Annotated in this window: 24 protein-coding genes; 7 read left to right on the forward strand and 17 right to left on the reverse strand. The window is 33.5% G+C overall.

Annotated elements, in window-relative coordinates:
- Positions 1-255 precede the first annotated feature (255 nt).
- From CVD18_RS07395 to CVD18_RS07410, 4 genes are all read left to right on the forward strand, one after another.
- Positions 256-981, forward strand: coding sequence for a DUF6088 family protein (locus CVD18_RS07395; protein WP_103864807.1), 726 nt, complete (start codon positions 256-258; stop codon positions 979-981).
- Positions 981-1,958, forward strand: a complete 978-nt coding sequence (locus tag CVD18_RS07400; protein ID WP_103864808.1) for a nucleotidyl transferase AbiEii/AbiGii toxin family protein — start codon at positions 981-983, stop codon at positions 1,956-1,958. The genes CVD18_RS07395 and CVD18_RS07400 overlap by 1 nt, the downstream gene beginning before the upstream one ends.
- 43 nt (positions 1,959-2,001) lie before the next feature.
- Entirely contained in the window at positions 2,002-2,673 is a 672-nt protein-coding gene (locus tag CVD18_RS07405; protein WP_103864809.1) for a hypothetical protein, read from the forward strand.
- A 98-nt stretch (positions 2,674-2,771) separates the two neighbouring features.
- A complete protein-coding gene (locus CVD18_RS07410) occupies positions 2,772-3,581 on the forward strand; it encodes a hypothetical protein (protein WP_199185056.1) in 810 nt (269 codons plus the stop codon).
- Positions 3,582-3,592: 11 nt separating this feature from the next.
- Here CVD18_RS07410 and CVD18_RS07415 read toward each other — a convergent pair whose 3' ends face one another.
- The 9 genes from CVD18_RS07415 to CVD18_RS07455 are packed head-to-tail and all read right to left on the reverse strand — an operon-like array spanning position 3,593 to position 10,877.
- On the reverse strand, positions 3,593-3,937 hold the full coding sequence (locus CVD18_RS07415) for a DUF4019 domain-containing protein (protein ID WP_233194498.1): 345 nt from the start codon (positions 3,935-3,937) through the stop codon (positions 3,593-3,595).
- Positions 3,938-3,968: 31 nt separating this feature from the next.
- Complete coding sequence (locus CVD18_RS07420; protein ID WP_103864812.1) at positions 3,969-4,823, reverse strand: DUF4138 domain-containing protein; 855 nt, start codon at positions 4,821-4,823, stop codon at positions 3,969-3,971.
- Positions 4,820-5,749 (reverse strand): conjugative transposon protein TraM, encoded by a 930-nt coding sequence (gene traM, locus CVD18_RS07425; RefSeq protein ID WP_103864813.1) that lies wholly within the window; start codon positions 5,747-5,749, stop codon positions 4,820-4,822. Before traM ends, CVD18_RS07420 begins: the two co-directional genes overlap by 4 nt.
- Before the next feature lie 54 nt (positions 5,750-5,803).
- On the reverse strand, positions 5,804-6,418 hold the full coding sequence (locus CVD18_RS07430; RefSeq protein ID WP_103864814.1) for a conjugal transfer protein TraK: 615 nt from the start codon (positions 6,416-6,418) through the stop codon (positions 5,804-5,806).
- A gap of 15 nt (positions 6,419-6,433) precedes the next feature.
- Positions 6,434-7,276 carry a hypothetical protein gene (locus CVD18_RS07435; protein WP_103864815.1) on the reverse strand — a complete coding sequence of 281 codons (843 nt, stop codon included), beginning with the start codon at positions 7,274-7,276 and terminating at the stop codon, positions 6,434-6,436.
- A 2-nt stretch (positions 7,277-7,278) separates the two neighbouring features.
- The gene (locus CVD18_RS07440; RefSeq protein WP_103864816.1) at positions 7,279-7,860 is read right to left on the reverse strand and encodes a conjugal transfer protein; all 582 of its coding nucleotides are present in this window, start codon (positions 7,858-7,860) and stop codon (positions 7,279-7,281) included.
- 11 nt (positions 7,861-7,871) lie between these two features.
- On the reverse strand, positions 7,872-10,283 hold the full coding sequence (locus CVD18_RS07445; protein WP_103864817.1) for a TraG family conjugative transposon ATPase: 2,412 nt from the start codon (positions 10,281-10,283) through the stop codon (positions 7,872-7,874).
- Positions 10,276-10,554, reverse strand: coding sequence for a hypothetical protein (locus CVD18_RS07450; RefSeq protein WP_103864846.1), 279 nt, complete (start codon positions 10,552-10,554; stop codon positions 10,276-10,278). The genes CVD18_RS07445 and CVD18_RS07450 overlap by 8 nt, the downstream gene beginning before the upstream one ends.
- 35 nt (positions 10,555-10,589) lie before the next feature.
- Positions 10,590-10,877 carry a hypothetical protein gene (locus CVD18_RS07455; RefSeq protein WP_103864818.1) on the reverse strand — a complete coding sequence of 96 codons (288 nt, stop codon included), beginning with the start codon at positions 10,875-10,877 and terminating at the stop codon, positions 10,590-10,592.
- Positions 10,878-11,148: 271 nt separating this feature from the next.
- On the opposite strand from CVD18_RS07455, the gene CVD18_RS07460 reads away from it, so the two are divergent.
- Positions 11,149-11,709 carry an N-acetylmuramoyl-L-alanine amidase gene (locus tag CVD18_RS07460; protein WP_233194500.1) on the forward strand — a complete coding sequence of 187 codons (561 nt, stop codon included), beginning with the start codon at positions 11,149-11,151 and terminating at the stop codon, positions 11,707-11,709.
- A 98-nt stretch (positions 11,710-11,807) separates the two neighbouring features.
- Here CVD18_RS07460 and CVD18_RS07465 read toward each other — a convergent pair whose 3' ends face one another.
- From CVD18_RS07465 to CVD18_RS07500, 8 genes are all read right to left on the reverse strand, one after another.
- Positions 11,808-14,018, reverse strand: coding sequence for a DEAD/DEAH box helicase (locus tag CVD18_RS07465; protein WP_103864820.1), 2,211 nt, complete (start codon positions 14,016-14,018; stop codon positions 11,808-11,810).
- A 4-nt stretch (positions 14,019-14,022) separates the two neighbouring features.
- Positions 14,023-15,048, reverse strand: coding sequence for a DUF1837 domain-containing protein (locus CVD18_RS07470; RefSeq protein ID WP_103864821.1), 1,026 nt, complete (start codon positions 15,046-15,048; stop codon positions 14,023-14,025).
- Positions 15,045-15,248 (reverse strand): AAA family ATPase, encoded by a 204-nt coding sequence (locus tag CVD18_RS07475; RefSeq protein WP_103864822.1) that lies wholly within the window; start codon positions 15,246-15,248, stop codon positions 15,045-15,047. Before CVD18_RS07475 ends, CVD18_RS07470 begins: the two co-directional genes overlap by 4 nt.
- A gap of 170 nt (positions 15,249-15,418) precedes the next feature.
- Complete coding sequence (locus CVD18_RS07480; RefSeq protein ID WP_146052727.1) at positions 15,419-16,297, reverse strand: endonuclease/exonuclease/phosphatase family protein; 879 nt, start codon at positions 16,295-16,297, stop codon at positions 15,419-15,421.
- 239 nt (positions 16,298-16,536) lie between these two features.
- On the reverse strand, positions 16,537-17,193 hold the full coding sequence (locus CVD18_RS07485) for an ATPase (RefSeq protein ID WP_103864824.1): 657 nt from the start codon (positions 17,191-17,193) through the stop codon (positions 16,537-16,539).
- Positions 17,177-17,740 carry a hypothetical protein gene (locus tag CVD18_RS07490; protein WP_369858589.1) on the reverse strand — a complete coding sequence of 188 codons (564 nt, stop codon included), beginning with the start codon at positions 17,738-17,740 and terminating at the stop codon, positions 17,177-17,179. The genes CVD18_RS07485 and CVD18_RS07490 overlap by 17 nt, the downstream gene beginning before the upstream one ends.
- Before the next feature lie 90 nt (positions 17,741-17,830).
- Positions 17,831-18,112, reverse strand: coding sequence for a helix-turn-helix domain-containing protein (locus CVD18_RS07495; protein WP_103864826.1), 282 nt, complete (start codon positions 18,110-18,112; stop codon positions 17,831-17,833).
- 264 nt (positions 18,113-18,376) lie between these two features.
- On the reverse strand, positions 18,377-19,213 hold the full coding sequence (locus tag CVD18_RS07500) for an RteC domain-containing protein (RefSeq protein ID WP_103864827.1): 837 nt from the start codon (positions 19,211-19,213) through the stop codon (positions 18,377-18,379).
- A gap of 329 nt (positions 19,214-19,542) precedes the next feature.
- Here CVD18_RS07500 and CVD18_RS07505 point away from each other — a divergent pair, with 329 nt between their 5' ends.
- Both CVD18_RS07505 and CVD18_RS22335 read left to right on the forward strand, forming a co-directional pair.
- Positions 19,543-20,109, forward strand: coding sequence for an N-acetyltransferase (locus CVD18_RS07505; protein ID WP_103864828.1), 567 nt, complete (start codon positions 19,543-19,545; stop codon positions 20,107-20,109).
- The gene (locus CVD18_RS22335) at positions 20,110-21,204 is read left to right on the forward strand and encodes a helix-turn-helix domain-containing protein (RefSeq protein ID WP_146052728.1); all 1,095 of its coding nucleotides are present in this window, start codon (positions 20,110-20,112) and stop codon (positions 21,202-21,204) included.
- The last annotated feature ends 8 nt before the right edge of the window (positions 21,205-21,212 follow it).

The following is a 21,212-nucleotide window of genomic DNA, read 5'->3' on the forward strand; positions in this document are numbered from 1 at the left end:
GATTTCAAAAATCATAGCTTATACTTTTTTTCGTTTTAAACAGGTTGAATTTATCACTTTTGTAAATGGTGAGGAAGCAAAATCGATTTTTGAGGAGTAACTAATGAAAGATGTAGCAAATCAGAAGTTAAATAAACTAATAATTAAGATGCTAGAACTTCTATTGGAATAGCAATAGCTTTTAAAAGTCAAGTAAATAATGGAAAAAACTTGACAAATATAGTTTAAAATAAGTATCTTTGTGTTATTAAAGCTATGAATATAACCGCAGATATAAAAACTAAAATTGCTCGTATAGATACTGGAGAAGTCTTTACATACGATACTTTAGCTATTCCTCAAGGTGAATTTTCTGCTGCTGCAAAAGCTCTAAGTAGATTAGTTGCTAATGGAATAATCAAAAGATATAAAAATGGGATATATTATAAGCCTAAACAAACTGTTTTTGGAGAACTAAAGCCAAGAGAAGATGTATTGCTAAAAAACTATCTTTTTGAGAACAATAAACAAATTGCTTATGTAACTGGTGTTCGTTTATATAATCAATTAGGACTAACTACTCAAATTCCTAATGTGGTTCGCTTGGCAAGTAAAGACAAGCAGATAAAAACTACCATAGGTAATTTGGTCATTAAGCCTGCTAAAAGCTATGTTACTGTGACCAAAAAAAATATTCCTTTGTTACAGCTATTAGATGTGATAAAAGATTTTAAAAGTATTCCGGATTTGGACAAAAAACAAGGTATTGCTTTTTTAAAAAGCAGCATCAAAAATCTTTCTGATACGGATAAAAATAAGTTAGTCGATTTTGCTAAAGTGTATCCGCCAAAAGTAAGAGCTTTGCTGGGGGCTATACTGCAATCACTTTCCCTTAATGAATTGAGCAAACAGCTAAAGGAAACAATTAATTATTTGAGCAGTTATGAGTTTGGTTTATCTCAAAAAATATTACCATCAATAGAAAATTGGAACGTTACCTAATGAAATTACATCAATATAAAGATGCTTTTGAGTCCGCTATTATCGCTTCTGCGGAACATTTCGGTATTTCCGAAATCTACATCGAAAAAGATTATTGGGTGACCTTTGCTCTTAAGCAAATTTTTACCGATCCTAATTCAAAGGATATTGCTGTTTTTAAAGGTGGAACTTCGCTCTCCAAATGCTTTGATATAATAGAACGGTTTTCAGAAGATATTGATATTGTGGTCATCAAGAAAGAAGGAGAAACCGATAATTCTTTAAAGCGAAAACTAAAAAAAGTTACCAACGCTTTAGAGGATGTAATGAGTATTTTACCGGATCATCCTTTAGAAAACAAACGTGGGAAAATCAGGAAAATAGTATATGGTTATGATAAAGTAGGAGTTAGGGGAGCGTATGGTCAGGTGCGTGATCAAATTGTTTTAGAGGTTTCTAGCTTAGGTAATTCTTATCCTTCAGAAAAAATTAGTATTCACTCCATGATTACAGAATTCATTGCGACAACAAATAATGTGGATCTTATTCAAACCTACGAACTCGATCCTTTTGAAGTTATCACACTTAGTATTGAGCGAACTTTTTGTGAAAAGGTTATTAGTCTGGTTCGATTTTCATATACAGAGAATCCCCTGGAGGATTTGGCAAATAAAGTGCGTCATACCTATGATTTACATCAACTGTTACAGGAACAAAGAATTATTACTTTTTTAGAATCCAATGATTTTCATACAATGCTTTTACAAGTAGGAGAAGATGATAATAAGGCGATACCTAATGATAAAGAGTGGCTATCAAAACACCCGTTAGAATCTTTGTTTTTCAATAACACAGAAATGGTTTGGAAAACGTTAAGTAAAACTTATACCACTTCCTTTAAGGATTTGGTTACTGGTAAATTACCGAATGAAATGGAAGTGCTGAAATCTTTATTGAGGATCAGGGTAAGGTTAAAAACCGTTAAATGGAAATTTTAATTGAATTTATTGCTTCTAAAATTAATGTAATTCTAAATTATATATGGGAAATTTTGAAAGAAACAAAGAGTACACCTTTGCCGTAGATTCGTTACCTATCAATTGGCTTGATTATTCTGAAGAATTGAAAGAAACTGCGGAATTAATATTCTCAGATGCTGGATGGGAAATTAATAGATTTCCATCAACTGATAAAACAATACGATTAGAAAGAGCATATTTCTTAAATTATGGTTTCTCTATTGAAAATTTGTTAAAAGGATTATTGATCGCTGAAAATTATGAATTGATATCAAATGGTAAAATATCACCTGAAATTAGTACAAAACACGATTTAGTTCAACTTTCTGAGAAAGTAGAAAGTATAGATTTTAATGAAAAGGAAATAGAGCTTCTTAAAACTCTATCAGAAGCAATTCCATATTGGGGTAGATATCCTATACCTAAAAAATTCACGAAGGTTACTCCAATATTTTTATTAAGTGACAAAGTAAATGAATCCCTAAAAAACCTTTGGAACAAAATAGGTAGCGAACTTTATAATTTAATTAAATATGGATGGACTGGACCTAATGGGATAAAACAAGGAGCATACTTAAGCTCAATATTTGAAGATAAATATAATGAGGCATTAGAGGAATTTAATACGTTAATGAAAAACGGAACTTTAGAAATGGGTAGTGTTGATATGGATAAATATTCAAGGAAGAAATGAAAAATACCATAGTCAAGAATATGATGAATATTTGCTTTTTCTGCTCGAAGCCAATAGTTAACAAGAAAACCCAGGAGCATATCATACCAAATAGCTTATTGGGCAAATTAGGAATAAAAGAAGAAACTCTCACTGGTGTTGGAAAGTTTCAGTACAGTAAAATCAAAGTTCCCGCTCATGATACTTGTAATAATGAATTTGGAAGTGTCTATGAAAACAAGATAATTAATTTACTGGAGGATACTGACGGATTATATGATAAATTAATTAAAGATGATTATGGGATTCCATTGAAATATAGTCCTGAAGATTCTATATCAATGTTAGTTTCAACTTGGATGTCTAAAGTATATTATGGATTATTTTATAACGACTTTTTAAAAACAAAGAATTCCGATTGGAAATTAATTTGTAAGGATATAATCGATTGTGATAACTTCAGAATGATACAGAGATCTTATAAAGAAGGTAATGGTTTTTGTTTGCCATCAAGTCTATATGTTTTCAAGGCGATTAATAAAGATTTTGATCTTCGTACGTTTGTTTTTCCTCAAGGAATTGTGATAAAAATAAATTCTATAATTTTAATTTTGAATATAGGAGATGGCTATCTAATTAGGAACTATTTAAATGGTGAAATTCTTGCGGATTTTAGAGATACATTAATAAAAGAAGAAACTAAAAACAACAAATTCCCTACACACTTATATGCTTTGGCAGAAATTATGGCTTTAAGGCGTTGTATTCCTAAATCTCCGCAATTTATTTATTCAGAGAATGAAATTATAAATATGAGTTTGAGTACCGCTGTAAAAAATCCTTCTGAATATTACAAAATTGACGAGGTTGAATTACAAGAAGTAAAATCTGAAATTCTCTTAGATTTTGGTCTTGTTGTCAAAGATTGAACGTCATTAATTCAAAAAGGCCCTTTCTCCCTAACACCTTTCTGCATTACTCTCCATTGTCCATCTGCCTTTGTCAGTTTAAAACTTTGTGGCTTTTCTTCATACGAAGTTGTGAATTGCACCCAGGCAATATCGCCTTCAACAGTTTCATTTAAAAGCTTGAAGTTTGAAGCTTTCTTTTTTGGGTCGCCTTTAACTAGTGTATTTTGAATTGATAGTAAAGAAGCATAATTATCTGCTGTAGTATGCGCCTTTAGTTTCGTGTTATCTTTATTGTGAAAACTCTCGACTACAACTTTGGCAGCATCAGTATGAGATAATTGGGTCTGGCTGCAGGCCACTAAGACCAGCAGCATTAAAATTAAGGTTGCATTTTTCATCGTATTACTAATTAGGATTATTGATGTATTTGTTTGAGATTTTTAATCTCACGTTTCGTTCGCCATTATTCTCGTTTAGCTCTAGTATCACAGACCGCTCATTACTTATAGAAAACTTGGGTATTACATAAACCAAGCGTACCGTTTTGTTTTCTGCAATTTTTGTAGGCAGCTTATACTTAAAATGAGGCTCTTGATATAAGCTTTGTAATGACTTCTTTTTTCCCTTTTTACGAGTGTTGATAGACAGATTCAAAAAGTTTACATCATAGTCTAATGACGACCTATTTTCAATCTGAATTACGAAGTACAATTCCTCTTTGTCAAAAACGATATTCTCTACGCTTAGCACAATGCCATCGTTACGCTTTTTAAGTCTACCAATGCGCTGTTTTCTCTTAATGAGGTATGAACAGAAGCGCTCATAGTATTGAGACCAATCAAAGCGAGGTTCTTCTTTTTTGGTTGTAGTTAGTTGGTCTTCAATTGGCTTTTCATTGCCAATAGCGTTCGTCAAAGGAATAAAATAATTGAGCCTAGAGAGCACTTTCTTATAGCTTACAATATACGAAAAAACAGAACCATTATTGTTGATTATTAGTAAATTGCTTTCTTTCCCAGGCTGTGCTTGCAGTAGTCCAAAGTATTGCTCTTTTTCACGATTGTAGGTGAAAATAAAATTTTCAGAACCTGTAATTCCTTGACGAATTGGATTCGGAAAAAATAAGGCGACATTCTTTTGGTCATTGGCATAGATTGTATCTAATACTTCCACATTTTGCGCTGGAGTCTGTGCCGAGCAAAGCTGAGGTGCGAAAGCGGAAATACACAATATTATTGCGATTAAAATATAAGTTCTCATAGTTCTGGTTTTAGAATTAATCTGTAGTTGTTTACTACCGCCACTTTTACGTTACGGTTACTGCGCTGAAAGATTTTTTGAATACCACTTACTTGCGGAACTCCTGTGATATTGATATCATCTACAAGGTCTTCAACGACCTCACGTTTGGCTTCTGCTCTAAAGCTATTTTCAATATAAATACCTTCGCTGCCGTCTTGTAAATCGTAAGCTTTGAGGCTTACAGCTTGGTGCATAATGTTTTCAATTTCAATAGTAGCTCTATTGGCTTGAAAGCTTATAAAACCAAAGATGGGTGTGTTTTTAGGTATCAATTGATTATTGATAAGTGCATCTTTTGTCAACCGCATCCGTAAGCGATAATCTACTTTGACCGTTTGGTTTCCATCTACAGCTACTTGAATCATTGCATCTGTTTTTAAGGTTGTATTATTAGGATTGATTTTAGGATTTGAAGCAAAGAATAATTGATGTTCTAAACCCATTTCTTTTGTAATAATTTCAACATTCTGTACTGGTATTACTGTGTCAATCTTAGGCTTTAAATCTTCCTTTTTCACATCCTGTTTTCTACTGCGATATGTGTTCTGTGTATAATCAATCTTACCAGAGTTGTAGATGCTATCTACAATGCGTTTTTTCTCTTTCGTAAGATTATCTGAGTCATAGAATCCTAGAGAATCTAAAAGTCTTTCATCATAGATGCTGGGCGCATTGGTTTCGCGTACTTCTTTTAAATCATTAATAGCATCGAGTTTTGAGGTGTAATCCTCTTGTTCTTGCTGTAGTTCTGGTACTAATGTCTGTTTCAGATTGTCCGTTTCGGTATCATCATCGCTTAACATTAAAAAGCTATAGGAGATAATAAAAATGACCACCACGCCGAGTACAGCACCAAAGACGAGTTTGTTTTTTTTAATTTTCATAAGAGTGCGTTTTTAAGTGCCCACCCGCCTGAACTTTCGGGCAGGTTATGGGCTTTAATTTTCATAATTGATTTTCTTTAAGGTGTTTTCAAAATAGTTTGTGATTAAAAGTCCGTGTGTATTTCTAGGATAGTTGCGGTCTACCACAATTAAGTTTCCTGAAGAAACAAGCTCATAGGTATCTACTACAGTACCTCGATTAATTTCAAAAACAGTCGTTGTTTTAAAGGCATAGTTTTCGCCTTGGATATCTAACAGTGATTCTATACTGAGTACTTTTTGAACGAGTGAATATTGAAGCAATCTGTTATATACGCCATCTGCCTTTTTCTGGCGATAAAGGTTATCTACAGAGCTGTTACCAAGCCATAACGCTTTCTCTAAGTTCTTTTCATAATTGCTGGCATCTATGTCATAGAAATAACTATGAAATAGCTCTAAATGCGCTAAAGCTTCTACTTGGAAATTCTCTTTTTGAGCCACCCATTTTAGCGGAATGACGGTACCATCTGTATTGATTGCAAAAGAACTATTCAGGGCTTTTTTATGTACGTCATAAACCACCCATCCACAAAAGGCAGAAGAACCTAACGCGCAAATGACTACTGTGAGCACAATGAATCGATTGATTTTTAAAACAGCGTAGATATTTTTGTAAGATGTTTTCATAATATAAAATTTGGCTTAACCAGTAAATAATTTGAAAGTAAAAGTGGTAGCACGTTTATAGAGTTTGAATTTTAGAAATACGATGAATATGACTGAGCCTAATTGCACCACAGGTGCAAAAAATTCACTGCCTACATCTGTACCAAAAAGATCTACCCAAAAGTTGGTATTTATCTCTGTATAAATGGCATTGACGAATACATTGACCATAAAGAATGCAGGCACAAGCATATAAACCGCTGCATATAATTTGAAAAAATTGTACGCCATAGACCTAAATTTTTCAAACACAGCAAGGCTCAATACTAAAGGAAAAAAAGCTTGCATAATTCCCAATAAGAAATAGCGTTCTGCAAGAAATAAAGGATAAATAAACAGGTCTAAAATCCATAGAAATAAGCTCACTATAAAAGCAAGAATATTCCACCCAAACAAAGGCGTTACTAATGCTTCATACAGTAATGACATAGCAGCTTGTGCAGCATCCCATAAACTAATGTCTTCCTCAATTGGTACGTCTTGCATTTGTAGTGGTAATAATGCAGGAGCAGTAGTTCTATATTGACCTTCAATAGCAACAAGAATACCATCAAAAAAACCAAGTATTTGAGTTGAGAAGATGACCAGGAGAACGATGGCAAAATTCTTTGCCAGTTCTCCCGGACTCAACCCCCAAGTATAACCATCCTTGTTTGCAATGCCTTCATTATATTTTTTTAGAATATTGATTAGAAAAAACAATACCGCAAGCGTTTTCATCCCTGCAATAGTATATTGCGAGAAGTCACTAGCTTGTATCGTCTGAAAAACAGCATCGATGTATTCTAGTCCAAAACCTAAAAGGATGGTTGCGGTCATTTTTAGTAGTATGTTTCGCGATTATTGATTTTATCCTGCATTTTTCTGAAAGAGATAATGCCCTTATAGCGTTTTGTCTTCGCGGTTATGTTTGAAACCATTTCCCTTGATTCCAATTCTTTTTGTTTCAAAATTTCGGCACGTTCGGCATCGCTCATTTTTAAGTAATCGCTTGATAGGATTTCGTCAATAAAGTCAACCGTATCCAATGAGTTTTGGACTATGGCATCGAATGATTCCACAACTCTGCTAACTTCTTCTGGTTTGATGTAAGGCGAGTCCAAAATATCCCGTAAATCGTTTTGTATTACGTTGATAAGGCGTTGATTATTATTTCCGATTTCTTGGACAGCTTTAAGTTGTCTAACTACATTAGATACTTTTTCGATGCTTTCCTTTGCATCTTTTAAGAATTTCACAGACTTAATAAGTTGAGCAGTTTGCTTCCCAGATTCTAAGAGTTGTTTTACCAAGCTGATAAAATTGGTATTGTCATAGGTGGGCATTCCTTGGGCAGTAGCACTGCCAGGCGATAAAAAAGTCAAGGTTAATGAGAGTATTAGCGTTTTCAGTAGATTTTTCATAGTGTTTTGTTTTATGATGAATATTCAGTTTTTATGTATTCATTAATTGCCTTTTTCATACAGTTATGTTTTTTATAAATCGCCATTATGGCGTCGTTTTCAGAGCCGTCGGTGAGGTAAGCGGCGAATACTTTTTTAGGAACTTCAAGACGAAAAATATTACTCTCTTTACCAATCTTGATGAACATCTCGGTGTACTTGCGTGGTCCTGTGAGATTGTTTTTGATAGATTTTAATTGGTTTAAATCATGGCTAGACAGGTTTAATCGTTTCTGCAGCTCGTCATATCCTTTTTCATTGTTGAGACTGTAGATCACTTGGGTGTTTTCCAGAATACTTGCTGAAGTAGAATTGTTAGGCAGTTGATTAATAGACTGTAAAATGATACCGATAGCGCCATTCTGTTTTCTAATGGCTTGGTAGTAGAATTCTACGCTTTCTAGTACGTTGTCAAACTTCAATTGTTTGGCGAACTCATCAAATAGAATGATGCCTTTTTCGGCTCTGTTTTTCCAAATCGTTCTTTGGATAGCAGACTTGATGAGTTTGAGCATTACGGACAAAATTTCCTTATTATCTTTAACTTCATCTAGCTCAAAAACAATCAATCTTTTATCTTCAATTTTATAAGTCTGGTCTTCGCTTACTTCAAAGAGGAAGCTATATAGACCATCACCAACGTACTCCGACATTATGTGTAAAAAGTTGGTAATATTGAAGTAGTCGGGATGGATTTTTAGACGCTCAAGCAAGTCGCTTTGGTTCGTCTCTATAAACTCATAAAAGCTATTGAGCGAGTGCTGAATCCCTACTTCTTTATAGTAGTAACGCAGTATCTTTTTTACTGAAACAGCTTGTGCTTTTGTTACCTTTAAATCGGAAGCGAAGAGTTCAAACAAAAAGACAGATAAATCTTCTAACCGTTCAGGATTTAGGTCATTTACATCGCTTATATAAAATGGGTTGATACCTAAGTTCTTTCCGCTTTCATATCTGAGTACTGTGTATTGTTCTGGATAAAGTTTAGCAAACTTGGTGTACGAACCTCCTAAATCGATGATGACTAAACGAACACCACTTTCGAAATACTGGCGTAAAATGTTATTAGCCAAAAAGGATTTACCTTCTCCAGTAGGTGCGAAAATGGCAAAGTTTCGTGCCTTAATACGCTTCTTTTTTTCATCCCACACATCTTTTAAAACAGGAATGTTATGTTCGCGATCATTAAAAATAATTCCAGTGGAATCCGATTTGTAATTACTATTATTTATAAGCAAGCATAATGCGTGCTTTAAATCTGTTACATACAAATCTTCATTAGAGAAATTAGATGCAAAACAGCAATAACTATTTAAGATATAGTTTTTGCGTTCTTCGCCTCTTGGGTAGTAGGGGGTGATATCGATTTCTTTAAATTCTGTCTTAATTCGTGAAGCTATTCTGTCTAGCTCTCGGGCTTCCCGAGACCAATAGATAATGTTTAAATGTCCTCTGATTACACGAGCGTGGTCATCTGCATTTATTTGGTCTAGAATGTGTTGAATCTTTTGTAAGACGACCTTGTTTTGAGAACCAAAATTTGAACTCTTGTTGAGTTCTTCTACTTTTTTATCCAGTTGTTTACGCCATTTTTGTTTGTCATCGAGATAGATGATTTGGTTGACGATATGATTTTCATTAAGTGTTAATCCAATGCCATCAATGAAACCCTGATGGAATACAAAATCATCAGAAGTAAATCGTTCATTGGTTTTACTGGTTTGTACGCTTTCACCAAAACACAATTCACTATTTACTGCTAACGCATCAAAATAGTGCTCACCGATATTTGCGTTTGATTTATCTAAAAGAATATCAGTATCAAAGCCCTCATTGAAACCATTGAAATAGTTGTTAGTTAGGTTATGAATTTCTTTCGCTTCAAGCGGAATAAATTCTATTTTACGACTGTTATTGATAAAGGAAACAGAATCGCTAACCGAACCTATGAAGCTGTTTGCAGTCTCGTCCATTTCTCTAAGAATACTCTTTGATACACTGCGAAATGGGTTAACAAATTTGCTGTTGTTTAGAGCGTTGTTCTTTGTTAAAATGAAAAACAAATAACTACGATGCTCCATAAACTCGCGCCCTTTAAAATGCTCGTGAGTTGCCTTTTCTAGAAATGTGGTATTAGGTAGTTGACTTGACGTATATTTTTGTTTTAAATAGACATCTTGTTTATGAACCATGCAACCTGTAGGCAAGGATTTTACAGCCTGAAACCACGCACCGTGCATATCTTCAAAATCCTTTTCAGAAAGTGAATAGATTTCAGGAAGCACACCTTTGAAGCATACAACGATATTACCATTGTTAGCAAAAACAACATTGTCTTGAATATCCACTATGGGGTGATATGATGTTAGATTAATCTTATTCATAATGAAGTGTAGATGTTTTTTTGTTGCTAATAATTTTTGGGAATACTTTAGATAACTGAAGGAGCTGTGGATTATGAGCAAACTTCGATAAGCCTGCATATAGAATAGTATTAAAGGCAAATACACCAATAATAATCCCGAAGCCAAATGAGAAAATAATGACTAGCAGTGATGCTATAATTGCAATCATCATTAGGGCAAATAACGATACGGGCAATCCAAAAATCATTGCCCGTTTTCGTATGTTTTTATAGATCTCAAACTTTTTCATAATATCCATTTACTAAGACTTTCTGTGAGGATTCATTAGACTACGATTGAGATTAGATACGTGAAGATGCCCACTACAGCTCCCGCGATAAGTACGAAGACTAGAACACGGGTAATACCTTTTTTGAGGTCGGCATTTTCTCCAAAGAAATGTCCTGCATTAAACAGAAAACCGATTAAGAAGATTACACCTAAGATAATTGGGAAGATGGTTCTAATGGTATCAGAAACATCATCTACAGAATCTTCAATACCGCCAATTTGTGCAACGCTAGGAGCAGTTACAAAGAGCAATGCCAGTAGCATAAGAATTGATTTTTTCATAATGATTTCGATTTAGCCTTGTAAGGCGGTTATTTTTAAAACTTTACGAAATCTATTGTGAGAAGCTCATTATGAGTGAAATACTCTAAAATTTAACGCGCTGGGCTGTTAAATTTTGGAAGATTCTTATGGATTTATTCTGTTCGTTGCATTTTGTGTAATCAACAATCAAAATGTGATTACATCAATGTACATCCTGAAACTCTTTTTAAAAGTGACCATTTATTTGGCTGTAATGCCAGTATGCAGCCAAACCAGCTTGGAACAATCAATGACGATAGTTATAGATCCCGGACACGGAGGGTCGGATACAGGTGCCATCGGAATAAATGGAATAAAAGAGAAAGATGTGGTCTTACAGATTGCAAAAGAAATGATTCATTGGAATAAGGTCTTGTTTGCTAACAAAAACAAAATCTACCTAACGCGATATACCGATACACTGATATCCTTAAGAGATCGCAGCAGGCTAACCAGGAAGCTACAAGCTGATTTGTTTATCTCGCTGCACTGTAATCAATCCAAAAATCCTAACGCTAGAGGAACTGAAGTTTTTGTATCCAGTACTAATGGAACGTATTTACAGCAATCGATTATACTAGCCTATCAAATTGCTGAAGCAATGCATAATAATCTTGGTTTTAGGAGCAGGGGAGTGAAGTTTGGTAATTTTCTGGTACTGCGGGAGACTGCTAGTACATGTCCAGCTGTTTTGGTGGAGTTGGGGTTTTTGTCTAATTGGGATGAAGGTATATATTTATCTGAAGAGAAATCGCAATGTGCTATTGCGATTGTGATACTGCAATCGGTTTTTGAATTTTTAAGGTTATGAAGGAGTTGTTTTTGGAGATTGTTAAGAGTTTGAGAGATGTAGTTATGACTTTTCTTAAGGAGATCATATTGTTTAAAAAAGGAAAGCCCTAGAACTATCTAAAGATTTTCTTTAATTTTTTGCTTTTCATAATCCAATAAGGATCGAGTCTGATACAATTCGTTATCATCTATATACTTTAAAACATCGTCTTGATTAATAGACTCGGGAATTCTATCTTGAATCTTTTTAATCGCACTACTTGGTATTCCATATTCGGCTAGAATTGTCAGGTTTTCCCTTAAAAAATCATTTTCAATTAAATTAGAATAATAAGTGTAATTCCCGGGTCTAAACCCAAACTCTCCACAAATAAATCGTTGAATCTCGTTTATTACTGATAACCACTTCGGTATCTTATATTGAAACCAGTGCTTGATAATTTGAAAAGTTTCTTGAATTGCCAAATCTCTAACATCCGAATCAGATAATTTTTTTAAATTATCAAGCCCTCTTTTATAGGTGTAGTCATTCGCTATCAATACACTAATCTTCTGCTCTATTCCATAATCAAAAGTCATTTTAACTAGTTTGGATAAAGTCATCGGCCGAACTGTTTCACCTTCCACCAATAAATTGTCCCACGCTAGTTTGAGCACGTAAGATAGTTGCTTGTATTTTGGTTTCCCTGTCCAACTTATTAATTCGTAATTAGTCCCTATATCGGTTCTAAGAATGTCAAATATTGTCTTTTGTCCATGAACTTTCACACCATTCTTCTTAATTATCGCCCGCTCAATCTCTGGAATTTTACCTATAGCAATATTTTGAGGAGAATTCGGCTCTAATAATTCATCTTTATCAAGTTGAATGAGAACCTCATCCTTAATTGGGTTTTGTTGAAAAAAAGGAATATCAACAATAATTTTTTCGTTTGGAGGAGGAGGGTTAAAGTTATAGATCTTACCTACATAATGTTCCATCATTCTCCCTGCTCGTCCCTTAATATTCGAATAATCAAAAAAGTCAACTTTCTTGGGCCCGCCATTAGGTTTTAACCCTTTATGTTCATCATAGTATATTATGTTCTTGGCACTTGTATTTACCCCTTCAATGATTGTCGATGTACAGAACAAATACTTGAGTTGCCCATTATTAAAGTAATCAATAATTGATGAGGTAATATGCTTTTGAAGTGCTCCGTCATGTATTCCAATATTATAGTTTAAATTTTTAAGCAAGCTCCAATCCTCAGAAACATTTTTTTGTACCCATTCAGTCAATGGATATTTTTCAATGGACACTGGTTTGCTCTTCTCTATAAGGTATTCAGTAAATTTTTTAGACATTTTCCTAACCCTGCCAGGAGAAGAGCAGTAGATGATTGTCTGTTCATTTGAAAGCTGCTGACTGCGTAATAAATCAAATAACACTCTTTCTTTATTTATCGCCTTCTTTCCTCTCGAGCCAAATTCACCATCATGATCAGAATAAATATCTACACTTCTTGAATCAACTAGGCTATAATCACTTTTAAAAAACACGGCGTTGTATTTTTTAATAAACCCTGGACTAATTCCATCTATATTTGGGCCTAACAAATAAAATTTTGGATTGAATGATTTGAGAAGAAAGTGAAAAGCGTTATTCAATGATGAAGACCTTTCATCATCCCTTACACCACTTAATTTGTAAAACTCATCAATTACTAAAAAATCAACTTTTGGAAAATTTTGATATTCATTTACTCTTTCTGCAGTAAACAGGAAAATATTCCCCCTATCCGTTACAGACTCCTGGGATGTTCGGATAATTAATTTATAGTCGTCTTTATAATTTAGAAGTTTTCTTCGAGTTTCGTCCAACAAGGCTAACGTTGGCTGAATAATTACTATATTGGTGTGTTTCTTTGAAGCTACAATCTCTTCAATTAATAGACTTTTTCCAAAACTTGTAGGTGCACTAACAACCACATTTTTGTCGCTATGCAAGAAGCCTAAAAGCTTGAATTGATCATCATGAAAATACTTATTTGAAAGGTTTGACGAAAGTTGCAGTTCCTTTCTCAATGCTCCACTGATATTAAATAATGAAAATTGATCTTTACTTTTTTCCAAATATGGATAAAATCCAGCCGCCTCAACTAAATCAGTCCAAATCTCATGAGTTGAGGGATGAATCTTATCCCATTGATTTAATATGTTTATAATTAACTTTCTTCCTTCTTCTTCATTCGAATTCAATAATGATGAACACAACTGCGCATATTCAAAACTCTTTTCAAAATTTAGCGCTTCGATTTCTTCTATATTAGCTATTATTTCATCCATAATTCTATCCTTGCGCTTTATACAGTTTTTGATGCAGAACTTTTACAAGTTCCTTTTTACTAGGTACTGGAAATAATATTAAAACTACATTCAATTCTGTTTTAACTGGCTCGCCAATCTCGTCAACTATTTCATTAATTTTTTTGTCAAAATGAGCTTTTAGACTAGCTACTTCCGCGTCCAATTTGAGTTGGAATTCAGGAGTGCCCTCATCAGTAACCCCATCAAATATTTTAGATTGATATGTACAGACTAAAGGAATTGTAACCGATTTGAAGAAGTCCTGTAATTTTTCCGACTTGCTTTCTACTTTCTTTAATATATCAAACCAAGCCTTTTTTCTTTCTAAAAATTGCGTGTACTCATCTATTGTGTTCTTGTCATTATACTCATCTATTGGTTTGAAGGCATCTCTTTTTTTGTTGATAAGAGCAATCTCTCGATAAAGAAAATCAGTTTTAAAATGATCCACAATATCCTTCACTAAATCTTCAACACCTCTCATACCGGCGTCATTTGTTCTTCTGGAGTATAGTTTAGACTCACCTAAATAAATTGAATTCTGATTATTATCTGTTAAATCCTTGCCAATATGTACAATATCAAACCCATGCACCACGGCATTATCGGTATCCTTAAAATGAATTTTAGAAAGAAGCGGTTCTGTATTAAAGAAATCTCTCAATAATAAATGCAAAATCATTTCACCAAACTCTCCTTTTTTCAGGTATTTATTTTCAGCTTTTAATTCGCAATCTGACAGCTCAGAATTATCATCAACATAAACCCATTTTACTTGACTAAATACATCCAATCGATATATAGATTTCGCAGCTTCTTTGAGAATCCGTCGATTATAATTTTTTAAAATACCCGTGTGGTAGCCAAATGCAAAATCAACGATGACATCCATAAGTATTTCGGTAAATTCATCATTTTGATACCTTCCAAAATCGAAACCCAAATAGAATATTTGTAATTGCGCTCCTTTATTTTTATTCTTGATTACTGAATGAGAGTTGAAATTCATAGAGATGTAGTGAAGTCATCTTCATTTAACTTATAAGAAAGACGTAGAAAATGACCATCAAATAACAGATGTATCGCCAGAAATAGGTTAGTTTTTCCAGATCTATTTTCTCCTAAAATTGTGTTTACACCCATTTTAGAAATGAATTTTAAAGAATTAAAATTTCTGAAATTCCTTATAGACAATAAACTAATATGCATTTTTTATTTTCTTAGTGCTTACCAATAAAAAAGCCAATGAATACTCATTAGCTCTCTAAAAGTAAATTTCCCTAAATGTAATCAATTAATGATATTAATTTTTATGGATTTCCGTATTTTGATTAGATCTTCCAATTATAGGATTGAAAAAAGATTAAACAGATGGTTTATTAAACCTCAATCTTCCCCCAAACCAAAGGATGCTCACTAGCAGCAACATTCTTATTTACTACAGATTTATAAACTGCCCATTGTGGTCGTTTGTTGGGATAGACCGCTTTGCGGTTAAGCCCACTATCGATCATACGTTTAAACAAATCTGGAGATAATAACATATAATCTTTCTGCTTAATATTTACTCCCAATCTGTACGCGCCTAATCGGAAGTAACTTGCATCATCACCTTCATCACAATCTACCTCAAACGAGAGATGTTTTGTAATGTCTTTGGTATTGGTTTCTTGAAGTAATGGCGATAACGAATTACAATAAGAAGGCGCATTAAATGTTCCGGTAATAATGATATTGGTTTTACCTTCAGCAATGAGTGATTCGTATATTTTGGCAATGTTAATCATTTGGCTCTTTCGTATCACATCGTTGGTTTTTTCATCTGCATCTTGTATTGCCAAATAAATGCCTAGTACCCATAATTTTTCCGAAGTTGGTGTGATAATTTCATATTCAATAAGATGCTGAAAGTCGTCGCTATAACCACCAATAAGATGTGTTTTGATAGTTTTAAGCACATAACCTTCACGAAGTAGAATAGCGGTTTCTAATCCCCTCATATCATTACTCTGGATTACGAAGCTTTGCGCATAGGGTTCACAATCAAACTTAGGTAAAACGTCTTGATTAAACTCTTCTAGTGAAGCTCTGTCTTCCACTTCGTGTAAGAGTAGAATATCCGCATTTACGTCGGCGATTACTTGTGCTTTATTATCAGTAGCGGTTGGTCTTACAGGTAGCGTTTGTAATTCTATCCAACCGTTCCAATCTGTTAGATGGCTAGCTTTGGTTTCAGTAGAGTGATGCACACCTTTCATATACAGAAATCCTGCTTTGCGCCTAAGTACCGCATAAGGTCTGGGGCTTGTTTTTTCAAAACCTATTAGGAATGATAGTTCCCGGATACGATCTTGTTCCTTACTAGAGCTAGAAGATTTTCTCATCAAGGTATCTAATTCCTTGATCCAATCAGTCATACATTTTCCAATTGATTTTTCAATCAAGCTTTTATCTCTATGAAATAAATTCTGAATATTATAAGTTGCTATTTTCATAATTATTTACGTTTATCACTGGCATTTTTAGGAAATGCAATGAGGTTGAACAATTCACGCATGCGACTACGAACTCGGTTGCCGTAGAGGTCTTCTAATTCTTCAGCATTTAAGTTGGTTGTGGCGTGGGTTTTAATTTTATTTTTTAAGAAAAGCTCGTGGCGAGAAAGCAATATTTCTCCCATAACATTGCAATCTTTTCCGTAGTGCCTACCTATGGGTTCTATACCCAAATCATCAAAGCAGAAAAATTGACCATTTCCATAATCTTCAATGATTTTATAGCCTATGTGGTTAAAACCAAAAACAATATTCCGGGATGGAATCATTGAGTATGCTCTATGATGTGGCACAAGATGTTGAAGCAAGCGCATTAAACTTGTTTTACCACAGCCTACGGGTCCTGAGAGTAGAATACCTTTGTTTGGGTCAATGCCTTGCGCCGCGCAATTGGTTTTATCTTTTATAAAATAATTACAGAGTCTCAGGACAGTGCTATGGTCATCATCATAGATTTTAAAAGTATCTCCAAAAAGCAATTTCCCTTTCGCATTGAGGTATGTAATAATCTTTGGAAAATCATATATCACGCTTTTTCCATCAAACTTTCCTAGTGAATATTCCACACCACCTTCGGTTATTTTAGAGGGGTTGACCATAATCTTTATTTTTAGTAGTTCGCAAGTTATCCTTGATTTGAGACGGTTGTTTTACCGTTTCGAGTTCTTTTGCTTTCAGCATCCAGTTGCTAGCACTAGCTTGCCAATCCACGATTTTTGCTTTGCCACCTAATTTCCAGCCTATAGCTTGATAGTGATTGAAAAATTTCAATCCTTCTACAGCTGGCCATTCCTTGGTTTTGAAAAATTTAATGACTTCAATTTCATTTTTTGGTAGCTTAGTTTTATTATTGTTTGATATAGGTTTGTTAGTGTTTGTATTAGGTACTACTACATGTTCTGCGATTGTTTCAATCTTGTTTAGGACTTGATCAGCAGTAGTATCAAATATGAGCATCTTGATCTTGCTTCCTTTATAGGGGTTATGAGATGGCATATAATGGATGTATTTCCAGTTGCTTAAATCTTTTAGACATCGGTGATAGGTAGCTTTAGAACCGATCTTGGACATCTTCATAACTTCTTCTCGATTAATAAAGAATACTTTTGGAAATCGATTGATGTTCCAATACTGAAACAAAGCCATATACAGGCTGATATGCGTAGGATTTAATCGAGAATCTTTAGCAAACTGTTGGAATACGCCGTTGAGATGTTTTATGTAGTTCATACATCTTTAATCAAATTTGTTATGAATGCGATTTTCTGACATTACCTTTTGTATTTCATCAGCAGCATAGTAAATAATGCCACCTACTTTAGTATACGGTAATGTCCCGTTAATTCTAAGGTTCTGTAATGTTCCGGGACTAACTTGGAGTAAATCCATTACCTCTGATGATTTGAGGTATTTCTTTAGATTACTATTGGTTAGGTGGGTCAATAGTTCTTTGATGTCATCAAGTAGTTCCAATTTGAACTCCCGAAGATCGTCTGTAGTTATAATACTTGTCGGCATAGTAAAACGATTTAAAAGATAGGAGCTAGCAACTTGCTGTCAACTAAATTGATAGCTCCTATCAGGATTTGATTTTCGTTTTACAAATTTGAATTGATTTGATAGGATTTATTCACAAGGTAGTCCCAAGTTGGGAAAAATTTATTTTTATGAAATAAACGTGTAGCGTATATAAGAAATCTATCAAAAAGAACTAGAATATATTGGGAATGATGTTTTGATCAATATAAAAAACCAAATCACCTGATGAACCCAAGGTGGGTTTTACTCATCACTTTCGTCCATCTTTTTAACTAGGCTCTCTTTTAGTGAATCTATGAGTTTAGTACGATTAACTTTTCTGGAACGAATCTCAGAATAGATATGATAATAGTCTCCAAGATCTATATTAAAGATATGTTCAAATACTTCTGCGATATCCTTGATTCCATATTTCTGATGAATAATATGGCTACTGTAAATAGCATATATTAGTTCCACAGCTGCAGCTTTACTAGAAGTCCATTCCAGAACATAGTTTGTCGAAGGCTCTGAACATAAATTATGATGATCAAGTTTTAGCGCAGCTATTTTTTGGTTTAGATATTTTGCGTATAATATATACCCTTTGATCTTTGCCCATAACACATCGTGAGAAGTATTGAATATTTGATCTGTTAAGTAAGAGTACGAATTAGTAAGGCAAAATGTATGTTGATATGCTCTTGTAAAATATTGGAGATCGTAGTGATCATACCTTAAATTCATATATAAAACTAATTCCTGATGTTTCGCAAAGAATTCATTAATTCGCTGTGTTTCTTTTTTAAGGGATTTTAATTGATACCTTTCTTGGACTACAGGGACTTTTACTTCACACAAACGAATCTCTAGGAAATATATGAGATACCGCATAGGTTCTACCTTGATGTTCTTGAAAAAGTGGATTTCCTCTGCTGAATCTTGAAAATTGATATTCCCTAACTTTTTCTTAAGTGCATACAGTGTTTTTTGACAATGCCGTATTCCCAAATCTGCCTGGACAACAAAATTTCGGTCCTGAACACTCAATATTTCATTTAATTTTTCTTGGAATGAACTTAGTATGTTTTCATAGAACATAATCTTACGAATTAAATTGACGTCTAGAATATGTTGGTCGATTAGTACAGAATTATAGGAAATCTGTTTTGAATTAATACATAGACAGGTATAGACAGGTATAGACAGGTATAGACAGGTAGCTAAAAGAAATAAATTATAAATAGAAATGCAAGAGTTTTATATCGATTTTCGCGAAAATAGTAACCTGTTTTCTGGAAAATGGTCATAAAATTTGCATTGATCAAAAAAACTTACGTTCTTAGATTTCACAACGTGCTAATTCCTAACACACGTTTTTATTACTTACCCCTACAATATTTGGTTTTAACTTTTAATTCATTTTAGTAATGAGATTGGCTACTATTATGGACAAACAAAGAATAGTGGATATTATATCAAAATCCTTTGATCAAAATAACTCTGTAAACTATGTTGTCAAGCAAGATAAGAAAAGAAAGAAGCGACTAAGACTATTGATTGAATATTCTATTTATCAAGGGATGGAGTTTGGAAAAGTTTTTATTTCTAAAGATCAAAATGCAGCTTGTATACTTCTTTTTCCATTTAAGAAAAAAACAACATGGTCATCCGCGATTTGGGATGCCAAACTTGTGCTTATGGTTATTGGAATACAAAGGGTGAATGCTGTTATGAAAAGGGAGAAACTTTTAAAAAAGAATCATCCGAAAGAATCATTTTATCATTTATGGTATATCGGGGTGGATCCGGAGTATCAAAATAAGGGTACAGGAAGTGAGTTATTAGATAAAGTGTTAGAATCCTATAATGATAAGCCTGTTTATTTAGAAACTTCGGTGGTTTCTAATTTAAGATGGTATCAAAGGTTTGGTTTTGAAATTATTGAAACCATTGATCTTGGCTACAATTTATACGTACTTAAAAAGAGTAATTGAATGTTCGCTACCGAAATGCACTTATCGACTTTTGTGATTCTGGTATTCCAAACCTTAGTCTTATTTGCGCAATTATTATTTTATTTATCAAGACCTAAAGATAGCTCCCGATTACGATTTTTAATTCTCATTATTACGTATATCTTTTACAACTTTTTTTCTGGCATTTATCCGGATGAACAATTTACGTTAAATGTGTTTTTACAGAATATTATTGCCTATTTGGTTGGAATCATAGTAGTTGTCTATTTCATATATTATATATACAAAGAGTTTGATATTTATCCTTTTAAATATTTCGATGTTAGAACACTATTTTTTGTTTTGATCACAGCGTTTGTATTACTATTCATTGTACCGTATTATATTTCGGGTAATTTATCGCTTTCCAGAAAGATTTTTATTTCAATCCCATTGATGATTTCTTTCGTCTTTGTGTATCAAATAGGCAATGAGTTGATAAGGATTTATAAAAATCCAAGCGCTTCAAAATCTAAATATTATAAGTACAGAGTAGTTTCAGGGTATCTAGGATTGTTTACTTTATCTCTTATGCCTGTCATTGTAGCTTTTGGGGATTATCAGAGTATCGAGCAACCGGTAGTTAATTTTGGATTTATCATTATGATGACTGTTTATATTTTTGACTTTGTATATCAGGCTAAACAAGAAGCAAGTATCCTTGCGGAAATCAGAGAAAAGAAAAGCACAACCTCAAATAATAATAAATTTGAAATACCACAGGATATAGTAGCTGGAATTCTTAATAACCTCAAACAATTTGAAGATAAAGAAGGGTATTTAAAGGTGAAAACTACAACTATCAGTTTAGCCAAAAAATTCAATACGAACTCAAAATATCTTTCTAATGTGGTTAATCTTTACAAAGAAAAAACCTTTACGGAATATATAAATGAATTAAAAATCAACTACATCATAGAAAGATTAAATAGGGATAAAAAATTTCTAAATTATACACAGAGAGCTATTGCTAAAGAAGTTGGTTTTAATACAACCGAAGCTTTATCTCAGGCATTTTATAAAAAAGAAAAGATTAAATTTTCTGACTATTTGAAAAAAATAAGAGGAGAATAAAAAAGGTA

The sequence above is a fragment of the Aquimarina sp. I32.4 genome (assembly GCF_002924285.1).
Classification (GTDB): Bacteria; Bacteroidota; Bacteroidia; order Flavobacteriales; family Flavobacteriaceae; genus Aquimarina.

What these genes read in the sequence shown, in the direction of transcription:
- CVD18_RS07485 (WP_103864824.1), bottom strand. Translation starts at nt 17,193, where the DNA reads ATGGTCAACCCCTCTAAAATAACCGAAGGTGGTGTGGAATATTCACTA.
- CVD18_RS07415 (WP_233194498.1), bottom strand. Translation starts at nt 3,937, where the DNA reads ATGCTGCTGGTCTTAGTGGCCTGCAGCCAGACCCAATTATCTCATACT.
- CVD18_RS07490 (WP_369858589.1), bottom strand. Translation starts at nt 17,740, where the DNA reads ATGGCTTTGTTTCAGTATTGGAACATCAATCGATTTCCAAAAGTATTC.
- CVD18_RS07455 (WP_103864818.1), bottom strand. Translation starts at nt 10,877, where the DNA reads ATGAAAAAATCAATTCTTATGCTACTGGCATTGCTCTTTGTAACTGCT.
- CVD18_RS07445 (WP_103864817.1), bottom strand. Translation starts at nt 10,283, where the DNA reads ATGAATAAGATTAATCTAACATCATATCACCCCATAGTGGATATTCAA.
- CVD18_RS07430 (WP_103864814.1), bottom strand. Translation starts at nt 6,418, where the DNA reads ATGAAAACATCTTACAAAAATATCTACGCTGTTTTAAAAATCAATCGA.
- CVD18_RS07440 (WP_103864816.1), bottom strand. Translation starts at nt 7,860, where the DNA reads ATGAAAAATCTACTGAAAACGCTAATACTCTCATTAACCTTGACTTTT.
- CVD18_RS07505 (WP_103864828.1), top strand. Translation starts at nt 19,543, where the DNA reads ATGAGATTGGCTACTATTATGGACAAACAAAGAATAGTGGATATTATA.
- CVD18_RS07405 (WP_103864809.1), top strand. Translation starts at nt 2,002, where the DNA reads ATGGGAAATTTTGAAAGAAACAAAGAGTACACCTTTGCCGTAGATTCG.
- CVD18_RS07480 (WP_146052727.1), bottom strand. Translation starts at nt 16,297, where the DNA reads ATGAAAGGTGTGCATCACTCTACTGAAACCAAAGCTAGCCATCTAACA.
- CVD18_RS07450 (WP_103864846.1), bottom strand. Translation starts at nt 10,554, where the DNA reads ATGAAAAAGTTTGAGATCTATAAAAACATACGAAAACGGGCAATGATT.
- CVD18_RS07400 (WP_103864808.1), top strand. Translation starts at nt 981, where the DNA reads ATGAAATTACATCAATATAAAGATGCTTTTGAGTCCGCTATTATCGCT.
- CVD18_RS07460 (WP_233194500.1), top strand. Translation starts at nt 11,149, where the DNA reads ATGACGATAGTTATAGATCCCGGACACGGAGGGTCGGATACAGGTGCC.
- CVD18_RS07435 (WP_103864815.1), bottom strand. Translation starts at nt 7,276, where the DNA reads ATGACCGCAACCATCCTTTTAGGTTTTGGACTAGAATACATCGATGCT.
- traM (WP_103864813.1), bottom strand. Translation starts at nt 5,749, where the DNA reads ATGAAAATTAAAAAAAACAAACTCGTCTTTGGTGCTGTACTCGGCGTG.
- CVD18_RS22335 (WP_146052728.1), top strand. Translation starts at nt 20,110, where the DNA reads ATGTTCGCTACCGAAATGCACTTATCGACTTTTGTGATTCTGGTATTC.
- CVD18_RS07470 (WP_103864821.1), bottom strand. Translation starts at nt 15,048, where the DNA reads ATGAATTTCAACTCTCATTCAGTAATCAAGAATAAAAATAAAGGAGCG.
- CVD18_RS07500 (WP_103864827.1), bottom strand. Translation starts at nt 19,213, where the DNA reads ATGTTCTATGAAAACATACTAAGTTCATTCCAAGAAAAATTAAATGAA.
- CVD18_RS07395 (WP_103864807.1), top strand. Translation starts at nt 256, where the DNA reads ATGAATATAACCGCAGATATAAAAACTAAAATTGCTCGTATAGATACT.
- CVD18_RS07420 (WP_103864812.1), bottom strand. Translation starts at nt 4,823, where the DNA reads ATGAGAACTTATATTTTAATCGCAATAATATTGTGTATTTCCGCTTTC.
- CVD18_RS07475 (WP_103864822.1), bottom strand. Translation starts at nt 15,248, where the DNA reads ATGCATATTAGTTTATTGTCTATAAGGAATTTCAGAAATTTTAATTCT.
- CVD18_RS07465 (WP_103864820.1), bottom strand. Translation starts at nt 14,018, where the DNA reads ATGGATGAAATAATAGCTAATATAGAAGAAATCGAAGCGCTAAATTTT.
- CVD18_RS07495 (WP_103864826.1), bottom strand. Translation starts at nt 18,112, where the DNA reads ATGCCGACAAGTATTATAACTACAGACGATCTTCGGGAGTTCAAATTG.